General features: G+C 59.7%; 12 protein-coding genes. 10 read left to right on the plus strand and 2 right to left on the minus strand.

All coding sequences use genetic code 11. The features are described from left to right. Positions 1-5 precede the first annotated feature (5 nt). Positions 6-1,466, plus strand: coding sequence for an SLC13 family permease (locus MO767_RS02605; protein WP_282479283.1), 1,461 nt, complete (start codon positions 6-8; stop codon positions 1,464-1,466). Between the two features lie 21 nt (positions 1,467-1,487). Continuing rightward, positions 1,488-2,270: a 2-oxo-tetronate isomerase gene (otnI, locus tag MO767_RS02610; protein WP_282479284.1), complete on the plus strand. Its 783-nt coding sequence runs from the start codon at positions 1,488-1,490 to the stop codon at positions 2,268-2,270. 46 nt (positions 2,271-2,316) lie between these two features. Here otnI and MO767_RS02615 read toward each other — a convergent pair whose 3' ends face one another. Next, positions 2,317-3,126: a DeoR/GlpR family DNA-binding transcription regulator gene (locus MO767_RS02615; protein WP_282479285.1), complete on the minus strand. Its 810-nt coding sequence runs from the start codon at positions 3,124-3,126 to the stop codon at positions 2,317-2,319. Positions 3,127-3,259: 133 nt separating this feature from the next. Here MO767_RS02615 and MO767_RS02620 point away from each other — a divergent pair, with 133 nt between their 5' ends. From MO767_RS02620 to MO767_RS02650, 7 genes are all read left to right on the plus strand, one after another. Then, positions 3,260-4,132: a CHAD domain-containing protein gene (locus MO767_RS02620; RefSeq protein ID WP_282479286.1), complete on the plus strand. Its 873-nt coding sequence runs from the start codon at positions 3,260-3,262 to the stop codon at positions 4,130-4,132. Between the two features lie 193 nt (positions 4,133-4,325). Next, positions 4,326-5,261 carry a Ppx/GppA family phosphatase gene (locus MO767_RS02625; protein WP_282479287.1) on the plus strand — a complete coding sequence of 312 codons (936 nt, stop codon included), beginning with the start codon at positions 4,326-4,328 and terminating at the stop codon, positions 5,259-5,261. A gap of 126 nt (positions 5,262-5,387) precedes the next feature. Continuing rightward, complete coding sequence (locus MO767_RS02630) at positions 5,388-6,161, plus strand: ParA family protein (RefSeq protein WP_282479288.1); 774 nt, start codon at positions 5,388-5,390, stop codon at positions 6,159-6,161. Positions 6,162-6,464: 303 nt separating this feature from the next. Then, positions 6,465-7,562: a carboxynorspermidine decarboxylase gene (locus MO767_RS02635; protein ID WP_123364004.1), complete on the plus strand. Its 1,098-nt coding sequence runs from the start codon at positions 6,465-6,467 to the stop codon at positions 7,560-7,562. A gap of 27 nt (positions 7,563-7,589) precedes the next feature. Next, positions 7,590-8,825: a saccharopine dehydrogenase family protein gene (locus MO767_RS02640; RefSeq protein WP_282479289.1), complete on the plus strand. Its 1,236-nt coding sequence runs from the start codon at positions 7,590-7,592 to the stop codon at positions 8,823-8,825. A 330-nt stretch (positions 8,826-9,155) separates the two neighbouring features. Beyond that, on the plus strand, positions 9,156-10,877 hold the full coding sequence (locus MO767_RS02645) for a type I secretion system permease/ATPase (RefSeq protein WP_282479290.1): 1,722 nt from the start codon (positions 9,156-9,158) through the stop codon (positions 10,875-10,877). Continuing rightward, a complete protein-coding gene (locus tag MO767_RS02650) occupies positions 10,870-12,240 on the plus strand; it encodes an HlyD family type I secretion periplasmic adaptor subunit (protein ID WP_282479291.1) in 1,371 nt (456 codons plus the stop codon). Before MO767_RS02645 ends, MO767_RS02650 begins: the two co-directional genes overlap by 8 nt. Before the next feature lie 141 nt (positions 12,241-12,381). Here the strand turns inward: MO767_RS02650 and MO767_RS02655 are convergent, their stop codons facing one another. Then, the gene (locus tag MO767_RS02655) at positions 12,382-17,679 is read right to left on the minus strand and encodes a glycosyl hydrolase family 28-related protein (protein ID WP_282479292.1); all 5,298 of its coding nucleotides are present in this window, start codon (positions 17,677-17,679) and stop codon (positions 12,382-12,384) included. 507 nt (positions 17,680-18,186) lie between these two features. Between MO767_RS02655 and MO767_RS02660 the strand changes: the two genes are divergently transcribed. After that, a complete protein-coding gene (locus tag MO767_RS02660; protein WP_282479293.1) occupies positions 18,187-20,796 on the plus strand; it encodes an EAL domain-containing protein in 2,610 nt (869 codons plus the stop codon). Positions 20,797-20,803: the final 7 nt, after the last annotated feature.

Genomic DNA, 20,803 nt, shown 5'->3' on the forward strand with positions numbered 1-20,803 from the left:
TTGAAATGAGCCCGTTAATCCTGATGGTGACTGCGGGGGTGGGCATCGCGCTGTTGTTGTTCCTGGTGCTCAAGTACAAGTTCCAGCCCTTCGTGGCCTTGATGCTGGTGAGTATTCTGGTGGCGCTGGTGGCCGGGGTGAAACCGGCCGATCTGGTGGCGACCATCGAAGGCGGCATGGGCAAGACCTTGGGTCATATCGCGATCATCATTGCCTTGGGCGCGATGATCGGGCGGATCATTGAACTCTCCGGTGGTGCCGAGGCGCTGGCCAAGACCCTGATCACTCGTTTCGGCAACCGGCGTACACCGCTGGCGCTGACGATTGCCGGGTTCATGGTCGGGGTGCCGGTGTTCTTCGAAGTCGGCGTGATCATCCTGATGCCGCTGGCCTATGGCATTGCGCGCAGTGCGCGTAAGCCGTTGTTGGTCTTCGCACTGCCGATGTGCGCGGCCTTGTTGACCGTACACGCCTTTCTGCCGCCACACCCGGGCGCCGTGGCCGCTGCCAGTCAATTGGGCGCGGACCTGGGCCGTGTGCTGATGTTCGGTCTGCCGCTCACCGCGTTCCTTTGCTATGTCGGCTACCGCGTGGCCGGGCGAATGACCCGTCGGGTGTACCCGATGACCGACGATATTCGTGCCGAGGTCTATGGCCCGCATGTCACCAACGAGGATCTGGCCGCCTGGTCCAATGGCAACGACAAGAGCGCTGAGCGAGCGACTGTGGCCGTGTCGCACATGGGCCTGGAAGAGTCCACCAGCAGCATCGTTTCCAAGTTGCCGCCGGCACCCCCACCAGGGTTTGGATTGATCGTCAGCCTGATCCTGCTCCCGATCATTCTGATTCTGTTGGGAACGCTGTCCACCTCGTTGCTGCCTGTCGAATCGACTCTGCGCGGCATCATGACTGTGCTCGGCGCGCCGCTGGTGGCGCTGCTGATCGACACGTTGCTGTGTGCCTGGTTGCTGGGCTCGCGCCGGGGCTGGAGTCGCACTCAGGTATCCGACGTAATCGGTTCGGCCTTGCCCGGTGTGGCCATGGTGATCCTGATTGCCGGTGCCGGCGGGGTGTTTGGCAAGGTGCTGGTGGATACCGGAATCGGCGCCGTGGTCTCCGATATGCTGCGCACTACCGGTCTGCCGGTGCTGGCGCTGGGCTTTGTGCTGACCATGCTGTTGCGCGCGGTGCAGGGCTCGACGACGGTGGCGCTGGTGACCACTGCCGGCATCATCAGCCCGCTGATTGTGACCCTCAATCTCACCCCGAACCACATGGCGTTGCTGTGCCTGGCCATGGGCGGTGGCGGGTTGGCCATGTCCCATATCAATGACGCCGGTTACTGGATCTTCACCAAACTGTCCGGGCTGAACGTGGCCGACGGCTTGCGTACCTGGACGGTGTTGACCACCTTGCTCGGCACCTTGGGTTTCTGTATTACCCTGCTGATCTGGCCCTTTGTCTGACTCTTTATCTCAGGAGCTACCATGCCTCGTTTTGCTGCCAACCTCAGCATGCTCTACCCGGAACATGCGTTTCTGGATCGCTTCGCCGCCGCGGCTGCCGATGGTTTCGAAGCGGTGGAGTATCTGTTTCCCTACGACTACAGCGCTGAAGAGCTCCAGCAACGCTTGAGCGATAACGGCCTGGTGCAGGCGCTGTTCAACGCGCCGCCCGGTGATTGGGCGGCGGGCGAGCGGGGCACGGTGTCGTTGCCGGGTCGTGAGAGTGAATTTCGTAGCGGTTTTGATCGCGCCCTGGAGTACGCCGGCGTGTTGGGCAACTCGCGTATCCATGTGATGGCTGGGCTGTTGCCGTCGGAACGCGATCGCCCACGGCATCACGGCGTGTACCTGGAGAACCTCGCCTATGCCACCGCCCAGGCGGCCAAGGTCGGTATCACGGTGCTGCTGGAGCCGATCAATACACGAGACATGCCGGGCTATTTCCTCAACCGGCAGGATCAGGCCCAGGCTATCTGCAAGGAAGTGGGCGCCCGTAACCTGAAGGTTCAGTTCGACTGCTACCACTGCCAAATCGTTGAAGGCGACCTGGCCACCAAACTTCGTCGGGACTTCGACGGAATCGGTCATATCCAGATCGCCGGCGTGCCGGACCGGCATGAACCGGACCTGGGCGAAGTCAACTATCCCTACCTGTTCGAGTTGATCGACCAGTTGGGTTATGACGGCTGGGTAGGGTGCGAATATCGGCCGCGTGGCAATACTTCGGCCGGCTTGCAATGGCTACGGGACTGGAAGGCGCGTTAAGCGCAACAGAGGAGGGGGGCGACGGGCGCTGCCGGAGCCCGTCGTTTCAGTCAGACGGCAACAACAGTTCGACACCTTGCATGCGGATGCCATCGGCCGCGGCCGCGGTCAATGCATCGTCGCTGAGGATAATGTCGAACTGTTCCAGCCCGGCAATCTTGTACATGCTGAATGTGCCGTATTTCGAACTGCTGGCCACCAGCACCACTTGCGAGGCCGATTGCATCGCGGCTTGTTTCACCTCTACCTTCAGCGCCGAAGGCGTGGTAAGGCCGCGACGCAAATCCCATGAGCTGGTCGATATGAACGCGATATCGGTGACGACCTGGCGCAAGGTGGCAACTGCCAAGCTGCCCACGCACGATTGATTGGAGTGATCCAGCTGCCCGCCGGTATGAATCACCGTGACATGGGGGGCTTCGATCAGCGCCTGGACAACGCCGAAGTCATTGGTCACCACGGTCATGCCGGACAGCGCCTTGATATAGGGGACGATTTCCAGCGTGCTGGTTCCCGCATCCAGGTAGATCGTCATATCGGCATGCAGTAGCCGGGCGGCGAGCTTGGCCATGGATTGCTTCTGTGGCAACTCGACCACCGCCTTGAGCTGGTGGCTGGGCTCACTATGGAGCTGGCTGGCGATCCGCACCCCACCCGTTACCGAGTAAGCACGACCTTCCTGCTCCAGCAACGCGATATCTCGACGTATGGTCATGTGCGAACAGTCGAACATTTCCATCAACTGATGAACGCTCAGCACCTGATGCTTGCGCAACTGTCGCAGCATCAATTCACGGCGCTGTTCAGGAATCATCGGTGCGCCGCTTTCGGCGGCGATGTCCTTTTGATTAGGCATTCGGGCTCCAGATTAAGGAAAGCTAACGGTCAAACATAGTAGCGAATCTGCGGCGGGATCAGTAGCGCGGCGAAGTGACGGGGCCTGGGGACAAAGACCGGCCGCGGTTAGCTCTCAAGGAGAGTCAATATTGATGATCGATGCTTCTGATAAGCTCGTGGCAATTCCGTTTCTGCGAGATGACCGAATGGCATTCGTCGACAAGTTCGTTGCCGAGATACTGGCGCTTCAGGTTGCCCTGTATCACGCCCGTGCCCGGCTGGAGGCACGGACTGATAGCGAAGCTTTGCACGATCTCAGGATCGCCGTGAGGCGTATCAGGAGTTTGCTCCGACCGATGCGCTCCATGACCGAGGTGGCAACTCTGAACATCGCGGCAGCTGAAGTGGGAAGGCTGACTACACCCGCTCGGGATCTGGATGTGATGATTCAGGAACTGAAGGGCAGGGGTTTTCCTGCCCAGGTTCAGCTCAGAAAAGCGCGCCTGGCATCTCACTACTCCAGGATTCTAAAAAGCCCAGCCCTCAAGAACTTGTTCATTCAATTGGATGAATGGCCTTCCATCTTTCGATCAGTGGAAGTCAATGGCGGGCTAAAACACATCCAGCCTCAAATCGAAAAAGCACTGAAAAAGCAGATTGATCGACTGCATGCTGCCGTGGATGACACTGAATTTGATCGGCACGAGCTGAGAATCCTGGTCAAGCGCACGCGCTACCTCACGGAAGCGTTTCCCCGTCTTTCACCGCTTTCGGGTAAAGCGGCGATTGCGCTCAAGGCACTGCAATCGGCTTTGGGCGCCTGGCATGACCATTATCAGTGGTGCCAAAAGGCGCTGAACGAATCCGACCTGCGCCCGCTGGAAGCGATATGGCAGAGCTGCGCAGCGACCGCTCTCGAAAAAGCCGAGACCCAATTGGCAGGGTTGGCAAAACTGCTGCCAAAATCATCAGGCAAAAAAAAGCCGCCTAAAGTGGCAGCGGAAGAACGAGCACGCGTTGTATAGCCCGAGTATTGCTGTCGAAGGTTACAGTGCGATGACACATTTTTTTGCGTCCTTTGAAGATCTCATCCTCAAGACCCGCGATCCTGGTGTCTGCTCATTCGTAAAGAGCAGCAGGTGTCATCTTTGCGTCATCGTCCCCATGGCAAGATCCTCGCAAACCGCCTAGTGCGCTCAGCTTGCAAGGAATCCCCCCATGAAAGGAGACGCCTCTCTATTTGCAGCCATTGACCTTGGTTCTAATGCGTTTCGCATGATGATCGGCCAGTCAGTCAGACGGCGTCAGGGGTTCGTGATCCAGGAAGTGAAAACCTTGCGTGAACCTGTCCGTTTGGCGGAAGGGTCTCAAGGCGGGGCACTAGACGAGTTGGCGTTGGATCGGGGATGGCAAGCGCTCGCACGATTCGGCAAAAAGTTACGCGGCTTTGAAGCCGGTCGAGTGCGGGCAGTGGCGACCAGTGCCGTGCGCGAAGCCGACAATGCGCAACTGTTTTTGACCAGCGCGGAGCGGCACCTGGGGTTTCGCATAGATGTCATCTCTGGGCATGAAGAAGCCCGACTGGTGTACGCCGGTGTTGCTCACACGATACCCGGTACCGAAAACAGGCGACTGGTCGTGGATATCGGTGGCGGCTCCACTGAATTGATTCTGGGGCAGGGAGCTCAACCCCTGATGACCGAAAGTATTGCCATTGGCAGCGGCCTCTTCGGTGCGCGTTACTTTCAGGGGGGCTGTATCACCGCTCAAGCGCTGCTAGAGGCTGAGCGTGTGGCCACTGTGCAGTTTGAAAAAGTGGCGCGTCGTTATCGTGTGCTGGGTTGGCAGCAGGTGATTGGCTCGTCAGGCACCGCACGGATGCTGGCCAAAGTCCTCAAGGCCAACGGGTTGAACGACTATGGCGAAAGCGGCATCACCTACAGCGGTCTGTTACGTTTGTCGTTGCGCCTGCTTGAAGTGGGGCATGTCAAACAGCTCAGACTGGCGGGCCTGCCAAGCCATCGCCAGAGCATCTTGCCTGGAGGCCTGGTGCTCATGCTGGCGGCCTTCAAGGTGTTTGGTGTCTCACATATGACGCCTTCCGAGCCGGGGCTGAGATTCGGCGTTCTGCATGGTCTGATGAGTAAACACTGATCAGCCCGTAGCAACCTTGGGGAGCAGGAACCTTTACGTTGAATCGTTACAGTGTTTACAGTGCTTGAAGCTAAAAAACTCAGGGAAAGACATGATGTCCACCTATGCTAATTTTTCGGACATTTCATGAGACGTGTGGTTTTTAATCAAAAAGGGGGCGTCGGGAAATCCAGTATCGCGTGTAACCTCGCGGCCATCAGTGCCTTTGAGGGCTATCGCACCTTGCTGATTGATCTGGATGCCCAAGCCAATGCTACTCACTATTTGACCGGACTCAGCGGCGAAGATATTCCCCTGGGGATCGCCGACTTCTTCAAACAGACACTGTTCCCTGGCCCGGCCTCAAAGAAGGCCCAAGCCAATATCCATGAAACCCGCTTCGACAACTTGCATTTGATCGCCGCCTCGTCGGAGCTGAGTGATCTGCAATCCAAGCTCGAGTCACGCTACAAAATTCAGAAACTCAGCAAGCTGCTGGACCGGCTCGATGAAGACTATGAGCGGATCTATATGGATACTCCGCCCGGTCTGAATTTTTACAGCGTCTCGGCGCTGATTGCCGCTGACCGCTGTTTGATCCCATTCGATTGCGATAGCTTTTCTCGCCAGGCGATTTACGGCGTGCTGCGAGAAATCGAGGAGATCAAAAGTGATCATAACGAGAGGCTGGAGGTTGAGGGCATCGTCGTTAACCAATTCCAGGCTCGCAACGCACTGCCGCAACGACTGCTCGACGAGCTGATTGCCGAGAAAATGCCGGTGTTGCCTGCGTACCTGATGAGTTCGGTGAAGATGCGTGAGTCACACCAGGCCAGCAAGCCACTGATCTATCTGGAACCGCAACACAAGCTGACCCGGCAATTCGTGGAGCTGTTCAACTTGCTTGAAAGCCAGACCTGAACGGGGCGGCTACCCGTCGACTAATTGGAAGCTCTCGATCATATTGGTGTAGACCGCACGGGACTGCGTAGTAAAGCCATCGATGAACTTGAGGGGCAGCCGTTCGATTATGTAATCACTCTTTCCGGGCAGAATTGACTGACGGCCGTTAAAGCTGCTGTTGACGCTGGTTCGGCTCGAGGTGCCTGGGACTTAAATTGAGCCACGATTCGCGTGGACAGTGCTTCCTGCTCTTTCGATATGTAGCCAGTGAAGGCACAATGCGCATCCTTTTTTGGCTGGCCTTGCCGGAGGCGCCTCGAAATGATCAAAACGCCGTACTACCTCATTGATAAACAAAAGCTGCTGGCGAACATGCAGAAGATCGCCTATGTGCGCGAACAGTCCGGGGCCAAGGCGCTCCTGGCACTCAAGTGCTTCGCCACCTGGTCGGTGTTCGACCTGATGCAGCAGTACATGGATGGCACCACGTCGTCGTCGCTTTACGAACTCAAGCTCGGTCGACAGAAGTTCGCGGGCGAGACCCACGCCTACAGCGTGGCCTGGGCCGACGACGAGATCGAGGAGATGCTCGAAAACTGCGACAAGATCATCTTCAACTCCATCGGTCAGTTGCAGCGCTACACCGAGGCTTCGGCCGGCAAGGTGCGCGGTCTGCGGGTCAATCCGCAGGTGAGCAGCTCGGATTATCTGCTGGCCGACCCTGCGCGGCCGTTCAGCCGTCTGGGCGAGTGGGACCCGGTGAAGATCGAGCAGGTCATCGAGCAGATCTCTGGCTTCATGTTCCATAACAACTGCGAGAACGGTGATTTCGGCCTGTTCGACCAGATGCTGTGCACCATCGAAGAACGCTTCGGCGACTTGCTGCACAAGGTCGAGTGGGTCAGCCTCGGTGGCGGCATCCACTTCACTGGCGAAGGCTACGCGCTGGACGAGTTCTGCGCGCGCCTCAAGTCCTTCTCGCAAAAATACGGCGTGCAGGTCTACCTGGAGCCGGGCGAAGCGGCCATTACGCAGAGCGCTTCGCTGGAAGTCACCGTGCTCGACACCCTCTACAACGGCAAGCACCTGGCGGTTGTGGACAGCTCCATCGAAGCGCATATGCTCGATCTACTGATCTATCGCCTGAATGCGAAGCTGGCGCCCAGCGAGGGCGAGCACACGTACATGGTGTGCGGCAAATCCTGTCTGGCCGGAGACATTTTCGGTGAGTATCAATTTGATCGTCCTTTGGCTATCGGGGATCGGCTGTCGTTCATCGACGCAGCGGGTTACACCATGGTCAAGAAGAACTGGTTCAACGGCCTGAAAATGCCGTCCATCGTGGTGAAACAACTCGACGGTACCGTCGAGGTGGTTCGTGAGTTTGGTTACAACGACTACATGTCCAGCCTTTCGTAAGCTGGCAGAGAAGGAGAGAGAGAAAAATTGAAGAAGAACGTGCTTATCATTGGTGCAGGAGGTGTCGCCAAGGTGGTGGCCCACAAGTGCGCGCAGCACAACGATGAACTCGGTCGTATTGCTATCGCGTCGCGCAACATCTCCAAGTGCCAGGCCATCATCGACAGCGTCAAGGCCAAGGGCAGCCTCAAAGTGCCCGCCGATATCCAGGCCTTCTCGCTGAACGCCATGGATGTGGAAGCGACCAAGGCGCTGATCCGCGAAACCGGATCGCAGATCGTCATCAACGTCGGTTCCGCCTTCCTTAACATGTCGGTGCTGCGCGCCTGCATCGATACCGGCGTGGCCTATCTGGACACCGCCATTCACGAAGAACCGGGCAAAATCTGCGAGACGCCGCCCTGGTATGGCAACTACGAGTGGAACCACCTCGAAGAGTGCAAAGAGAAGAACATTACCGCCATTCTCGGCGTGGGCTTCGACCCGGGTGTGGTCAACGCCTATGCAGCACTGGCGCAACAACAGTATTTCGACCGCATTGATTCGATCGACATTCTCGACGTCAACGCCGGTTCCCACGGCAAGTATTTCGCCACCAATTTCGACCCGGAAATCAACTTCCGCGAATTCACCGGACAAGTGTGGAGCTGGCAGAACAGTCAGTGGACCAGCAACACGATGTTCGAAGTCAAACGCACCGACGACCTGCCGGTCGTAGGCGCGCAGAACCTGTACCTGACCGGCCACGATGAAGTGCACTCGCTGTCGAAGAACCTCGACGTGCCCAACGTGCGTTTCTGGATGAGCTTCGGCGAGCACTACATCAATGTGTTCACCGTGCTCAGGAACCTCGGCCTGCTCTCCGAGCAACCGGTCAAGACCGCCGAAGGCCTGGAAGTCGTGCCGCTGAAAGTGGTCAAGGCCGTGCTCCCTGATCCGAGCTCGCTGGCGCCCGGCTACACCGGCAAGACCTGCATCGGTGATCTGATCAAGGGCACCAAGGATGGCCAGCCGCGCGAGGTGTTCATCTACAACGTGGCTGATCATGAAGACGCTTACGCGGAAACTGACAGCCAGGGCATTTCCTATACCGCAGGCGTGCCGCCCGTGGCAGCAGCCCTGCTGGTCGCCCGCGGCGAGTGGGACGTGCAGCGCATGGCCAACGTCGAGGAGCTTCCAGCTGAGCCGTTCCTCAAGGCGCTGGATGTGATGGGCCTGCCGACCCGCATCAAGGACGAGAATGGAGACCGTCCCTGGAGCTGAAACGCTTGAGGCTCGTAACATACGGTGAGCCGAGTTTCCCGCTCCATACGCAAAAACGCCGCTCTTTGAGCGGCGTTTTTGTTTGTGTGAGGTTTGGACAGTAATAGGGAATGCAACATCCCCGCCCGTCACCCACATGGAAACCCAGCCCGCCGAACCGGCACTAACCCGTGGTTGCGTGGTCAGTAAAGGGCGCCTGTAGCGCGACGAAGATCGTCTCTGATAGCGGCGCATCCGGCTACGTTTAGTGTTTTCTCCAATGCCTTGGGGCAAAAAAAACCGCGATGGATTGCGTCCTGGACCGACTTTTCCTTTTGTGGGCGACACTCTATGGCTTTGCTTCTCGATCCGCGTCATGACATTGATGCCGCTTTATTAAGCTATCGCCGAGTGTTCTGGTCGCTGGCGCTGTTCAGTGGGGTGATCAACCTGCTGGTGCTGGTACCGTCGCTCTACATGATGCAGGTGTACGACCGGGTCCTCACCAGCCGCAACGAAACCACCTTGTTCATGCTCACCTTGATCGCCCTGGGACTGTTCATGTTCAGCGCCCTGATCGAGTGGGCACGCGGCGAGGTGATGATTCGCATGAGCGCGGGGCTGGACGATGCCTTGGGCGAGCGGATTTTCGACGCCGCCTTCGCCCGCAGCCTGCGCGAGCACAACGCCAACCCGGCGCAGGTGCTCATCGATCTGGCGACGCTGCGGCAGTTGATCACCGGCCAGGGCCTGATCGCCTTGCTCGATGCGCCGTGGTTGCCAATCTTCCTGCTGGTGGCGTTCATCTTTCATCCCTGGTTCGGCGTACTGACGCTGGTTCTAGCCCTGGTGCTGATTGGCCTGGCGCTGTGGGGCGAGTTGTCGACTCGCACACGCTTGGGCGAAGCCAATCGCCTGGGAGTGCAGTCGTCGATCTATGTAAACAGCACGTTCCACAATGCCGAAGTCATCCAGGCCCTGGGCATGCTCGGGCCGTTGCGCCAGCGCTGGAGCCTGCTGCAGCAACGCATCATTGCCGCCCAGGCCCATGCCAGCGACCGCGGCGCGCGTATCACTTCGATGACCCGTTTCGTGCGCATCTCCGGACAGTCGCTGGCACTGGGCTTGGGGGCGTTGCTGGTGCTTGAAGGCCAATTGTCGGCGGGCATGATGATTGCGATGTCGCTGCTGCTGGGGCGTGCCCTGGCGCCCGTGGAAATCGCCATCGGCTCGTGGAAGCAATTCAACTCCGGCCGCCAGAGCTACCAGCGCCTGAGTCAACTGCTTGCCCAGCATCCGCGCGAGCGCCTGCGCATGCCTTTGCCTCCGCCCACCGGGGCAGTGCGCCTGGAGCAGTTGTATGTCGGCCCGCCCGGCGCCACGCAACCGATCCTGCGGGGCATCAATTTCAGCCTGGCCAAAGGTGATGTACTCGCCGTCGTCGGCCCCAGCGCCAGTGGTAAATCAACGCTGGCCAGGGCGCTGGTCGGGGTATGGCCGGCCATGGGCGGGTCGGTGCGCCTGGACGACGCCGAGATCAGTCAATGGTCCCACGACGCCCTGGGCCCGCACCTTGGATACCTGCCGCAGGACATCGAGCTGTTCGACGGCAGTGTGGCCGACAACATCGCCCGCTTCGGCGAGCAGGACGCCGACAAGATCATCGCCGCCGGGCGTCACGCTGGCATTCACGAGATAATCCTGAGGTTCCCCAAGGGTTACGACACGCCGCTGGGCCCCGGCGGGCTTGGCTTGTCCGGTGGACAAAAGCAACGTCTCGGCCTGGCTCGCGCGCTCTATGGGCGCCCGTCGCTGATTGTGCTCGATGAGCCCAACTCCAACCTCGATGAAGCCGGGGAGCAGGCGCTGGTGCAGGCCATCCGTGCGCTCAAGGCTGCTGGCAGCACCGTGGTGCTGATTACCCACCGGCCTAATGTGCTGGCGGTGGTCGATCACATCCTGGTGCTCAAGGACGGCACTCAACAAGCATTCGGTCCACGGGACCGGGTGCTCAAAGCATTGATGCCGGGGCCAAGACCGGCCGCGGTCAGGGAGGCTGGTAAAGATGCGTGATCCGACCCTTGGGGCACAAACGTACAGCGAGCATGGGCTGAGCGTGCGCGGCGCCACAACGCTACCCAGCGCCAGTACCGACGCAGGGGGGGCTGCACGTTATGGTGTGGGTTTCCTGGTCCTGACGCTGGGCGGCTTCCTGCTCTGGGCCTGCCTGGCGCCGCTCGACCAAGGTGTCGTGGGCAGCGGCACCGTGGTGGTGGCGGGCGAACGCAAGGCTGTGCAGTCGTTGGTCGGTGGGGTGGTGGAAAAGCTACTGGTCAGCGATGGCGACCGCGTCACCCAGGGACAGTTGCTGGTGCAGCTCAATACGGTGCAGGCGCAGTCGCAACGGGACGTGACCCTGGGCAAGTTGCTCAACGATCGCAGCGTCGAAGCGCGGTTGATTGCCGAGCGCTTGGGCTCAGCCGAGATCCAATGGCCCGCTGAACTGCTGGAGCGCGCCGACGAGCCGCGGGTCAAGGCTTCCATGGCCTTGCAGGGCCAGTTATTTCTGACCCGCCGCGCAGAGCTGGGTAGCCGCTTGCAGATCATCGAACACGAAGCTGCGGCATTGCAGCAGCAATTGCTCGGCTACGAAGGCGTCAAGCGCAACTACGACACGCAGATGCGCTTCCAGCAGCAAGAGCTGGAAGGCCTGCGTGATTTGGCCCGTGAAGGCTACATTCCTCGCAACAAACTCCTCGAGGCCGAGCGCAACGCAGCCCAATTGGCCGGGCAGATTTCCTCCGGGGTGGGCGATGTCGGCAGGACCCGCCAGGCGATCAATGAAAGCCGGCTCAAGGCCTTGCAGGCGCAGCAAGAATTTCGCCGCGATGCCGAAACCCAGCTCAGCGAGGTCTCTGCCGAGGCGGCAGGTTATGCCGATCAGATACGTGCCTTGCAGTTTGAAGTCGACAACGGTGCGATCCGTGCGCCGGTGTCCGGGCAGGTCATGGACGTGAACATTCATACGGTCGGGGGCGTTGCACAGGCCGGGCAAACCCTGATGCAGGTGGTGCCGCTGGATGCGCCGATGGCGATCACCGCGCGTTTCGAGCCGCTGATGGCCAATAAGTTGCGCCCGGGGCTGCCGGTGCATGTGCATTTCACCGCGCTGCAACGGGTGGATACGCCGACGGTCACCGGCACGGTGACTACGGTGTCGGCGGACCAGTTGATCAATGAACAGACGCACCAGCCGTACTTTTCCGCCAAGGTCGAAATTCCCGCCGACACCGTCGCCTCGCTGCAGGCTGCCGGCCTGCTGGTGCGCCCCGGCATGCTCGCCGATGTCACGGTGGTGACGGGGGAGCGCACTTTGATGAATTACCTGATGAAACCTTTGCGTGAACGCTTGCTTGCGGCGTTCAAAGAGGAATGAGCATGACCGCCGTGGGTCTGTGGTGGTCTTTGATTTTTCGGGCACTGCAAATCCCCTGTGGGAGCGAGCTTGCTCGCGATGGCGGTGGATCAATCAGCATCCATACTGAATGTACCGCCGCCTTCGCGGGCAAAGTGCAACTCAGGCTGTAAAGTCGCTGGCATGCAGCTCCTTGACGCCCACCATTTCGAATTCGAACTCGGGGGTGGCGTCGGCGTTGACACTGCCGTAGAGAATGCCATCGGCAAAGCGCAGTTGGCCGGTAGCGTTGGTGGGGTCGAAGGCGTTGCTGCCGATGAAGGTGAAGGCGTCGACAGTGGCGGTCAGCGGGTTGGCGTCCAGGCCGGTGAAATCCAGATGATCACCCTCGGTGGTCTTGAAACCGCTGATCACATCGCGCAAAGCCCCGACGCCCATGTCCGACAGCGCACCAAACGCATAGGTATCCGCGCCAGTGCCACCGGTAAGGTTGTCGGTGCCTGCGCCGCCGATCAACCGGTCATCGCCCGAACCGCCCACCAGTGTGTCGTTGCCCGCACCACCGCTCAGAACGTTCGCCGCGCTGTTGCCCGACAGGCTGTCGGCGTAGGCGCTTCCCGTCAGGTTTTCGAAGAATTTCAGGGTGTCGAGCCCGGAACCCGCGGTGTTTTGTTGTGCGGACGTCGAGAGGTTTACGGTAACGCCGGACAGGGCGCGTTCAAAAGACACCGTGTCATTGCCATCGCGTCCGTCCAGCACGTTGTTGCCGGCTCCGGCGAACAGCGTGTTGTCCAGCGCGTTGCCCGTGCCGTTGGCGGCACCAGCACTGTCGATATACAGATTCTCGACGTTGTTGCCGAGGGTATAGGCCGCCAGGGTGCTGTGCACGCTGTCGATCCCTCCTGGCGCCGCATTGCTGTTGGTCTCGATCACGGTGTCGTCGGCGTTGTCGACATAGTAGGTGTCGTTGCCATCGCCGCCGCTCATGCTGTCGGCCCCCGCGGCACCATCGAGCACGTTATTGGCGGCATTGCCGGTGATGAAGTTGTATCGCTCATTGCCAGTGCCGTTGATGCCCGACACGCCGGTGAGCACCAGGTTCTCGAGATTGGCGCCAAGCGTCCAACTGACCGAGGCCAGCACCGTATCGATCTGCGAGGTCGAGGTGTTGGTTTCCACCACGCGGTCGAACGCGTTATCGACCACATAGATGTCGTTGCCATTGCCACCGGTCATGGTGTCGGCGCCCAGGTCGCCATCCAGTGTGTCGTTGCCCGAACTGCCCACCAGGGTATCCGCCTGGCCGGTACCGGAAATCATATTATTTGCGTTGTCGAAAATGTCCTGCACGCTGTTGTTGTCGTTGGGGTTGCCCTGGAAGCCAAGGTCACTGGCAATGTAGTCGGCCAGTCGCTGGCCGACGATCTCCGCCGACTCCTCGTGCAGGTGCCAGACGTCGTCGGGATACGCCTGCGGATCGACTTCGTGGCGCAAGGGGAGGTCGGTGTAGTCCACCGCCAGCTTGACGTCGGCGCGCTCGGCAGCGATGGCTTCCTGGGCGGCGCGGACATAGCCAACCCCCTCGACGATGGAGGCAATCTTCTCCTCCGAATAACCACGGGCACGCGCCGCGTCTTGCTCGTAGTGACCGGTTTCCATCAAGTACACGCTGAAATTACCGATCTGGGCATGCAGGTAATCAAACACCTTCAGGGTTGCAGCCTTGTAGGCCGCTGCCGCCGCTGGTTTGTCCGTGGCGCGGGCGATCTCCTGGGCGGCTTCCTCGCCCTGGCCCCAAATGATGCCCGTGGTGACGTTATCGATGGATTGCAGTTCGGTGAGCTGGTCCCGCAGCAGCGTCACGGCGCGCAACAGCGCAGCCCCGGGTTGGTTGGTGTCGGTGAGCCACCAGCACAACTTGAGTTCCTCGGCGCTAAGCGTCGACAGGCCAGTGACCGTGCTCCCGCCCACCGCGATGTCGATGCCGTTGCCATCGGCGTCGGTGAACTGGCTGCGCACGTCATAGGTGGTGTAGCGGTCCAGGTCGTTGACCAACATCGAGGTGCCGGACTGATTGTCGTCCTCCGTCATGCGCAGCAGGCGCGCATTGGATTGGCCGAGGGTGGGCACGTAGAGGATGTCCTGCTGGGCGCGCTCGCCGAACACGAAGTCGCTGGTGGTCAGGGTGTTGAGGTAGTTGCCGTTGAGGGCGATTTCAAAACGATTGCCATCGGCGTCGGTCTCGGCGGATTTGATGTAGGTCTTGTCGCCGGTCGCGTTGAGGGTCATGTACAACGTGCCATTGCTGCCATCGCCGAGGCCGACAAAGCCAAGGCCCGAAACATCGATCTTGTCGACGCCCACGGTGAAGTCATAAATCGTGTCGGTGGCCGTGACACCGCCGGTGTCGTAGTCGCGGTAGCTGTCGAGTACGTTGGTGTAGCGGAAGGCGTCGGCACCATCGCCGCCGTACAGAGAATCGCGTCCGGCGCCGCCATCGACGATGTCGGCGCCAGTGCCGGCCTTGATTGTGTCGTTGCCACCGAGGCCGAGGATCAGGTCGGCGCCCGCCGTGCCGTTGAGGCTTTCGGCGTTGTTGGTGCCCGTGATGGTGTTGGCGGGCGCCTGGCCGGCAAAAACAAAATGACTCGCCGTCAGGCTGCTCACCAGGTTGCCCGCCATCGACACTTCGAAGCGGTTGCCGTTGGCGTCGACGGTGAGATCTTTGAGGTAGGTGCGGTTGCTCGAAGCGCTGTAGGTCAATTGCAGCGTGCCGTTCAGGCCATTGCCCAGGGCCGTGTAGCCAAGCGCCGAGACGTCGATCTTGTCGGCGGTCACGTCGAAATCGAGGATCTGGTCACTGACGCTGGTGGAGCTGGTGCGGTAACTGTCGAGCGTTGAGGTGTAGCGGAACACATCGGCACCCGCGCCGCCGGTGAGTTTGTCCACGCCGGTGCCGCCGACCAGAATGTCGTTGCCCGCGCCGCCATTAAGGGTGTCGTTACCGGCGCCACCGAGCAGTTGTTCGTTGGCTGCGGTGCCGGTCAGGGTGTCGTTGTTCGGCGTGCCATTAATCACAGTGGGTGCGGCGGGTACGTCCTGTACGGCGAGGGTAAAGCTGTCGCTGATGGTGGCATTGCTGCCGTCGGCCGCGGTGACCTGTATGGAGTAGGTGCCCGAGGCGGTGTCGTTGGGTGTGCCGCTGAACGTACGAGTCGCTGCATCGAATGTCAGCCAGCTGGGCAGGGCGCTGCCATTCGCCAGTTTGGCGGTGTAGCTGAGGCTGTCGTTATCCGGATCGGTGAAGCTGGTGGCCGGTACCACGTAGCTGAACGAAGTGTTTTCGCTCGCGTTTTGATCCAGCAACGCCGTTGCCACCACCGGCGCATGGTTGACCGTTGGCGAAGTGGCGAAGACGAAATTGGCGCTGGTCAGCTTGTCGACGTAGTTGCCGTTCAGCGTCACTTCAAAGCGGTTGCCATCGGCGTCGGCGGCCAGGGACTTGATGTAAGTCTTGGTGCCGGCACTGTTGAGCACCAGGGACACAGTGTTGTTCTTGCCATCACCCAAGCCGGTGAAACCTAAGGCCGAGAGGTCGATCTTGTCGGCGCTGACATCGAAATCGGTGATCACGTCGCTAAGGTTGGCACCGCCGGTGTTGTAGTTGCGGTAGCTGTCCATGCGATTGGAAAACACAAAGGTGTCCGCTCCGGCGCCACCGGTGAGGGTGTCCATGCCGGCACCGCCGTCGAGCTCGTCGTCGCCTGCGCCGCCACCAAGGCTGTCGTTACCCGCCAGACCGAGCAGGGTGTCGGCTGAATCGGTACCTAGCAGCGAGTCGCTTCCGCTGGTACCGGTGACCACCCGATTGAAGATGAAGTTACTGGCGGTCAGGGTGCTGGCGAGGTTGCCCGAGAGAATCAATTCGAAGCGATTGCCGCTGGCATCGGCATCGTAGTCCTTGATGTAGGTGCGGTCGTTGCTGGCGCTGTAGCTGACCTGCAAGGTGCCGCCACGGCCGTTGCCCAGGCCGGTGAAGCCGAGGCCGGCGAGGTCGATCTTGTCCTGGGTGACGTCGAAGTCGGTGATGGTGTCATCGAAGCTTGCGGTTGCGTTGCGGTAACTGTCGGACTGAGCGACAAAGCGGAACGTATCGGCGCCGGTACCACCAGTGAGTTTGTCGATGCCTGCACCGCCCACCAGAATGTCACCACCGGCCCCGCCGTTAATGGTGTCGTTGCCGGCTCCGCCGTAGAAAGTCTCGCTTTCGGCGCTGCCCAGCAGGGTGTCGTTGCCAGCCGTACCTTGCACGGTGGTCATCGGCACCGTGGCGCTGGCGTAGCTGCCGTCGCCATAGACCAGCGTGGCACCCTTGCTGGTGTGGCTGATGGTGTTGCCAATAATGGCGTTGCGATCGGTGCCGTCTTCATTGCGCTCTGCAACACCGTAAGTCGACAGGTTGCTGCCGCTGATGATGTTGCCCTGGATCGTGTTATCGCTGCCGTTGAAGTACTTGCCGGACACGCCCAGGGTGTCGTCGTAGGACTGGATGATGATTTCCGGTACGGGGTTGCCCAGGGAGTTGTTGTTGAGCGTGTTGTCGATGATCTCGACGTGGTTGCTGCCGTAGACGCGAACCCCGGCGCTGGCGTTGTCGTGAATATCGACGTCGCTGACGGTCACCTCACTGGACAGCTTGATCAGCACCCCTTCGGCGCCGTTGCCGTACACCTCGCCACCGGTGATGGTGATGTTGCTAGGGGAGGGGATGTTCTCGCTGCCGCGCTGCACCACGATGCCATTGCCACCATTGTTGTAGGCAACGTTGTTGGTGAGGGTGAAGTCGTGGGTACTGGTGACGACGTTGAAACCGTGGCGGTCATTGTCGTAGGCGACGTTGTTTTCGAAGGTGCTGTCGCTGAGGAAGTCAGCAACGAAGCCGTCCAGGCCATTGCCGTGGGACACGCTGTTCTTGATGACCATGTTGACGGTCTGCTCGTGGGGGTCGAAACCGTACCCGGAGCAATCCTTGATCTCGACGCTGTCGAGGGTGACGTTGGAGTCGTAGCCTTCCTGGCCGGGAATATAGCCGTTGAACCAACCGTCGATTTTGCCGGTGGTGTGGTCGCGATTGCCGTCGATGGTGAGGTTGCTGACGCCAAAGTCGTGGGTTTCCTCGCCATAGGCCGAGCGGATGACACCCGTGATCTTGGTGTCGGAGCCGTCAGCCACTTTGACGGTGGTTTCGCCCATGCCGTCGCCGTACAGGTAGACGTTGCTCTTGAGCATCAGGCAACCGTCGGAGGGTTCCTCGCCTCCCGAAACGATATAAGTTCCGGTCGGCACATACACCTGCCCCCCACCTGCCGCGGCCGCTGCATCAATCGCACTTTGTATCGCCGCGGTGTCATCTGTGATGCCATCTCCTTTGGCGCCAAAATTTTGTACGTTAAAAATCATGAGCTTATCTCCGTATCAGGCTAAAACGTCGGAAGCTGCCAATATTCCATCGACGACCAACGTGTTAGGGCCCAGCGGAGGGCAAAAGTTGTGACCACATATCGGGGAAGTGTCAAAAAACCGCACTAACTGATCAGCGGTTGTGAGGCGTTTCGAGATAATAACGTTCTGTTGACGCTCGCTCAGTGAGCGAACAAGCCCGCTCCCACTGGCTCCGAGGTTACCTACGTCGAGATCGAGAAGCCTTTTATCCATCAGGCTGGCGTTGCGCTCAGGATTGGCCTGTCTCGCAAGACTCGACCGTTGAGCGGTTGAAGGCGATAGCGGGTCAAGGCATCAACAGTCGGGCCGATAAGATCAACAAGTACATTACGGACTGATCCTGCCAACAGTCCGGGCTGAAGACGAGGGATCACTTCGAGTCAGGGAGCATTTTTAACGCATGATTTTTTAAGCCTGCGTCGTCTCCAGTGCTGGCCTGTAATCGTTGTACCGCCTGGAAGCCCCATGAAAAGCAAGTCTCTCGACCCTCTGCCGCAGATGCAAACCTCCAGTCTTTCCCTGACCCGCATGTCTTTGATGGGCTTCTCTTGCCTGTTGTTGTCGATCTTCCTGTTGGCCAGCACCTTGATTGTTTACATCGCCTTCGAGCAAAACCAGGACGCCGAGCGCCGTAGTCGCTTCTATACGGAAAAGGCCGTGCAATCGCTGGAGAAGTCGGTTCTTTTGACGATCAAGGACTACGCATTCTGGGGCGATGCCTATGAGCACCTGCACAGGAAGGTGGATACCGACTGGGCATTTGTCCGCCAGAATGCCGGCTCGTCGCTGTTTGAGGATTTCGGGTTTGAGGGTGTGTTTGTGATCGATCCGACCGATCGTACGGTGTACTCGGTCATCAATGGGCAGCTGGAATCGGTCACCGCTGAGGACTGGTTGAAACAACCCATCACCGCGCTCATCGAACGTGCACGCATCGATGTAGAAAGCGAAACACCCATCAAGGCGTTTCTCGATGTCGACGGCACCCCGGTGTTGGTCGCTGCCGCGCCCCTGACGTCTGGCACCAACCCCCAGGTCGAAACGGATGACAGGCCAGCCTCAATACTGTTGTTCGTCTCCAGGCTCGATGCTGCCCGATTGAGTAGCATGGCCAGTGATTTCGGGATTGCTCAATTGCGCGTGGCCTCAGGTGATAGCGCAGCGCTCGGCACATCGTTTTTGCGTCTGGGGGAAACCGGTACGGCGGGCACCCTGCAGTGGACACCGGCGCAGCCGGGGTATCGGTTGATGACCGTGGTGTTGCCGCTGATCGGTATAGCGGGGCTGATTATCGGACTGATGACATGGCTTTTTCAGCGGCGTACCGCGGCGGCTGCGCAAGTGATGGATGCCAGTTACGCCTCCCTGCAGGTCAGTCGCACGGCGTTGGCGGCCAGTGAGGCGCGGTTTCGTGATGTCGCCGAAGCGTCCTCCGACTGGATTTGGGAAATCGATACCGGGTTGCGCTTCACCTACCTGTCAGAGCGCTTCGAAACCGTGACGGGACTGCGCAGGGCCGAGTGTCTTGGTCGTCCTATCGACGACTTGCTGGTGTCTGATCAGGGGCCGCTTTCCCAGTGGTTGAAAAACCACTCCCGACGGGCCAACGCCATCTTGCAATGCAGTTATCTGTCAGGGGACGGGCAAGCCAGGATTTTCCGTCTTTCCGTGCGAGAAATGGAGGGGCTGGGCTATCGCGGCACGGCCAGCGATATCACCGAAGAAGTGGCGGCCCGCCGACGGATCGAATACCTGTCGCAACACGATGCGCTGACGGGCCTGGCGAATCGCGCCCGTATGCAGGAATTCCTTGATGGCAAACTCAAGGCTGCGCCGACCCTGGCCGATCCGTTGGTCATGCTCAGCGTCGACCTGGATCGCTTCAAACCGGTGAATGATTTGCTCGGGCACGCCGCAGGCGATCAAGTACTCAACGAGGTCTCCAAAAGGCTGGGGCAGTGCTTGCGCTCCGATGACCTGGTCGCGCGAATCGGTGGTGATGAGTTTGTGCTGGTGGTGGCGAATATGGTTTCTCAGGATGAGGTCGAGCACCTGTGCCAGCGCCTGATCGACTGCATCGAACAGCCGTTCCAGATTAATGAGCATGAGGTATTTATCAGTGCCAGCATCGGCATTGCCATGGCCCCAGCCGACGCCACCCTGGCCGACGAGTTGCTGCGCTATGCCGACATCGCGCTGTATGAAGCCAAGGATGCAGGACGCAATACCTGGCGTTTTTACGCGGGCGACATGAATGCCCGAATACTCGATCGTCGTCAGTTGGAAAGCGATCTGCGTCACTCGATCAAACATGATGAGTTGCGTCTGCACTTTCAGCCGCGCTATCAGATTGCAGGCAGGGTCATGGCCGGTGCCGAAGCACTGGTACGCTGGGAGCACCCAGTGAGAGGGCTGTTGTCGCCCGACGTTTTCATTCCCATTGCGGAGGAAACCGGGTTGATTCTGCCGCTGAGCAACTGGGTGCTGCACACCGCTTGCACGGCCGCGTCGACCTGGCCTGAAGAACTCTTTGTCTCGGTGAACCTGTCGCCGACAGAGTTCCAGCGCGGGCAGCTGGTGTCCAGGGTTCAGGCGGTGTTGGCGCAGACCGGTTTGAATCCGGCCCGGCTGGAATTGGAACTGACGGAGAATGTCATGCTTGACGACGCCAAGGGCGCACTGCAGATCATGCACGACTTGAAAGCCTTGGGTGTTCGCCTGGCAATGGACGATTTCGGCACTGGGTACTCGTCATTGAGCTACCTGCGTTCATTTCCTTTCGATGGGTTGAAGATCGATCGCAGCTTTATTTCCGGGCTGGCCGCCAGCGGTGATGATCAGTCGATCATCGAGGCCATCGTCGGGCTGGGCAGGGCACTGTCGCTGACAGTCACGGCGGAGGGGGTGGAAACGATCGAGCAACTTCAGGCGTTGCAGGATGCGCGGTGCGATGAGGTTCAAGGGTATTTCTTGAGCCGGCCTATGGATGCGCAGGCGATTGGACACTTGATTGGCGTCCACGCGAAGCATTCAGGGCTGCGAGCGCTGACCGAAAGCGCTTACGCCGAAAGTTGACACGTCA

The sequence above is a fragment of the Pseudomonas sp. UYIF39 genome (assembly GCF_029963765.1).
Classification (GTDB): domain Bacteria; phylum Pseudomonadota; class Gammaproteobacteria; order Pseudomonadales; family Pseudomonadaceae; genus Aquipseudomonas.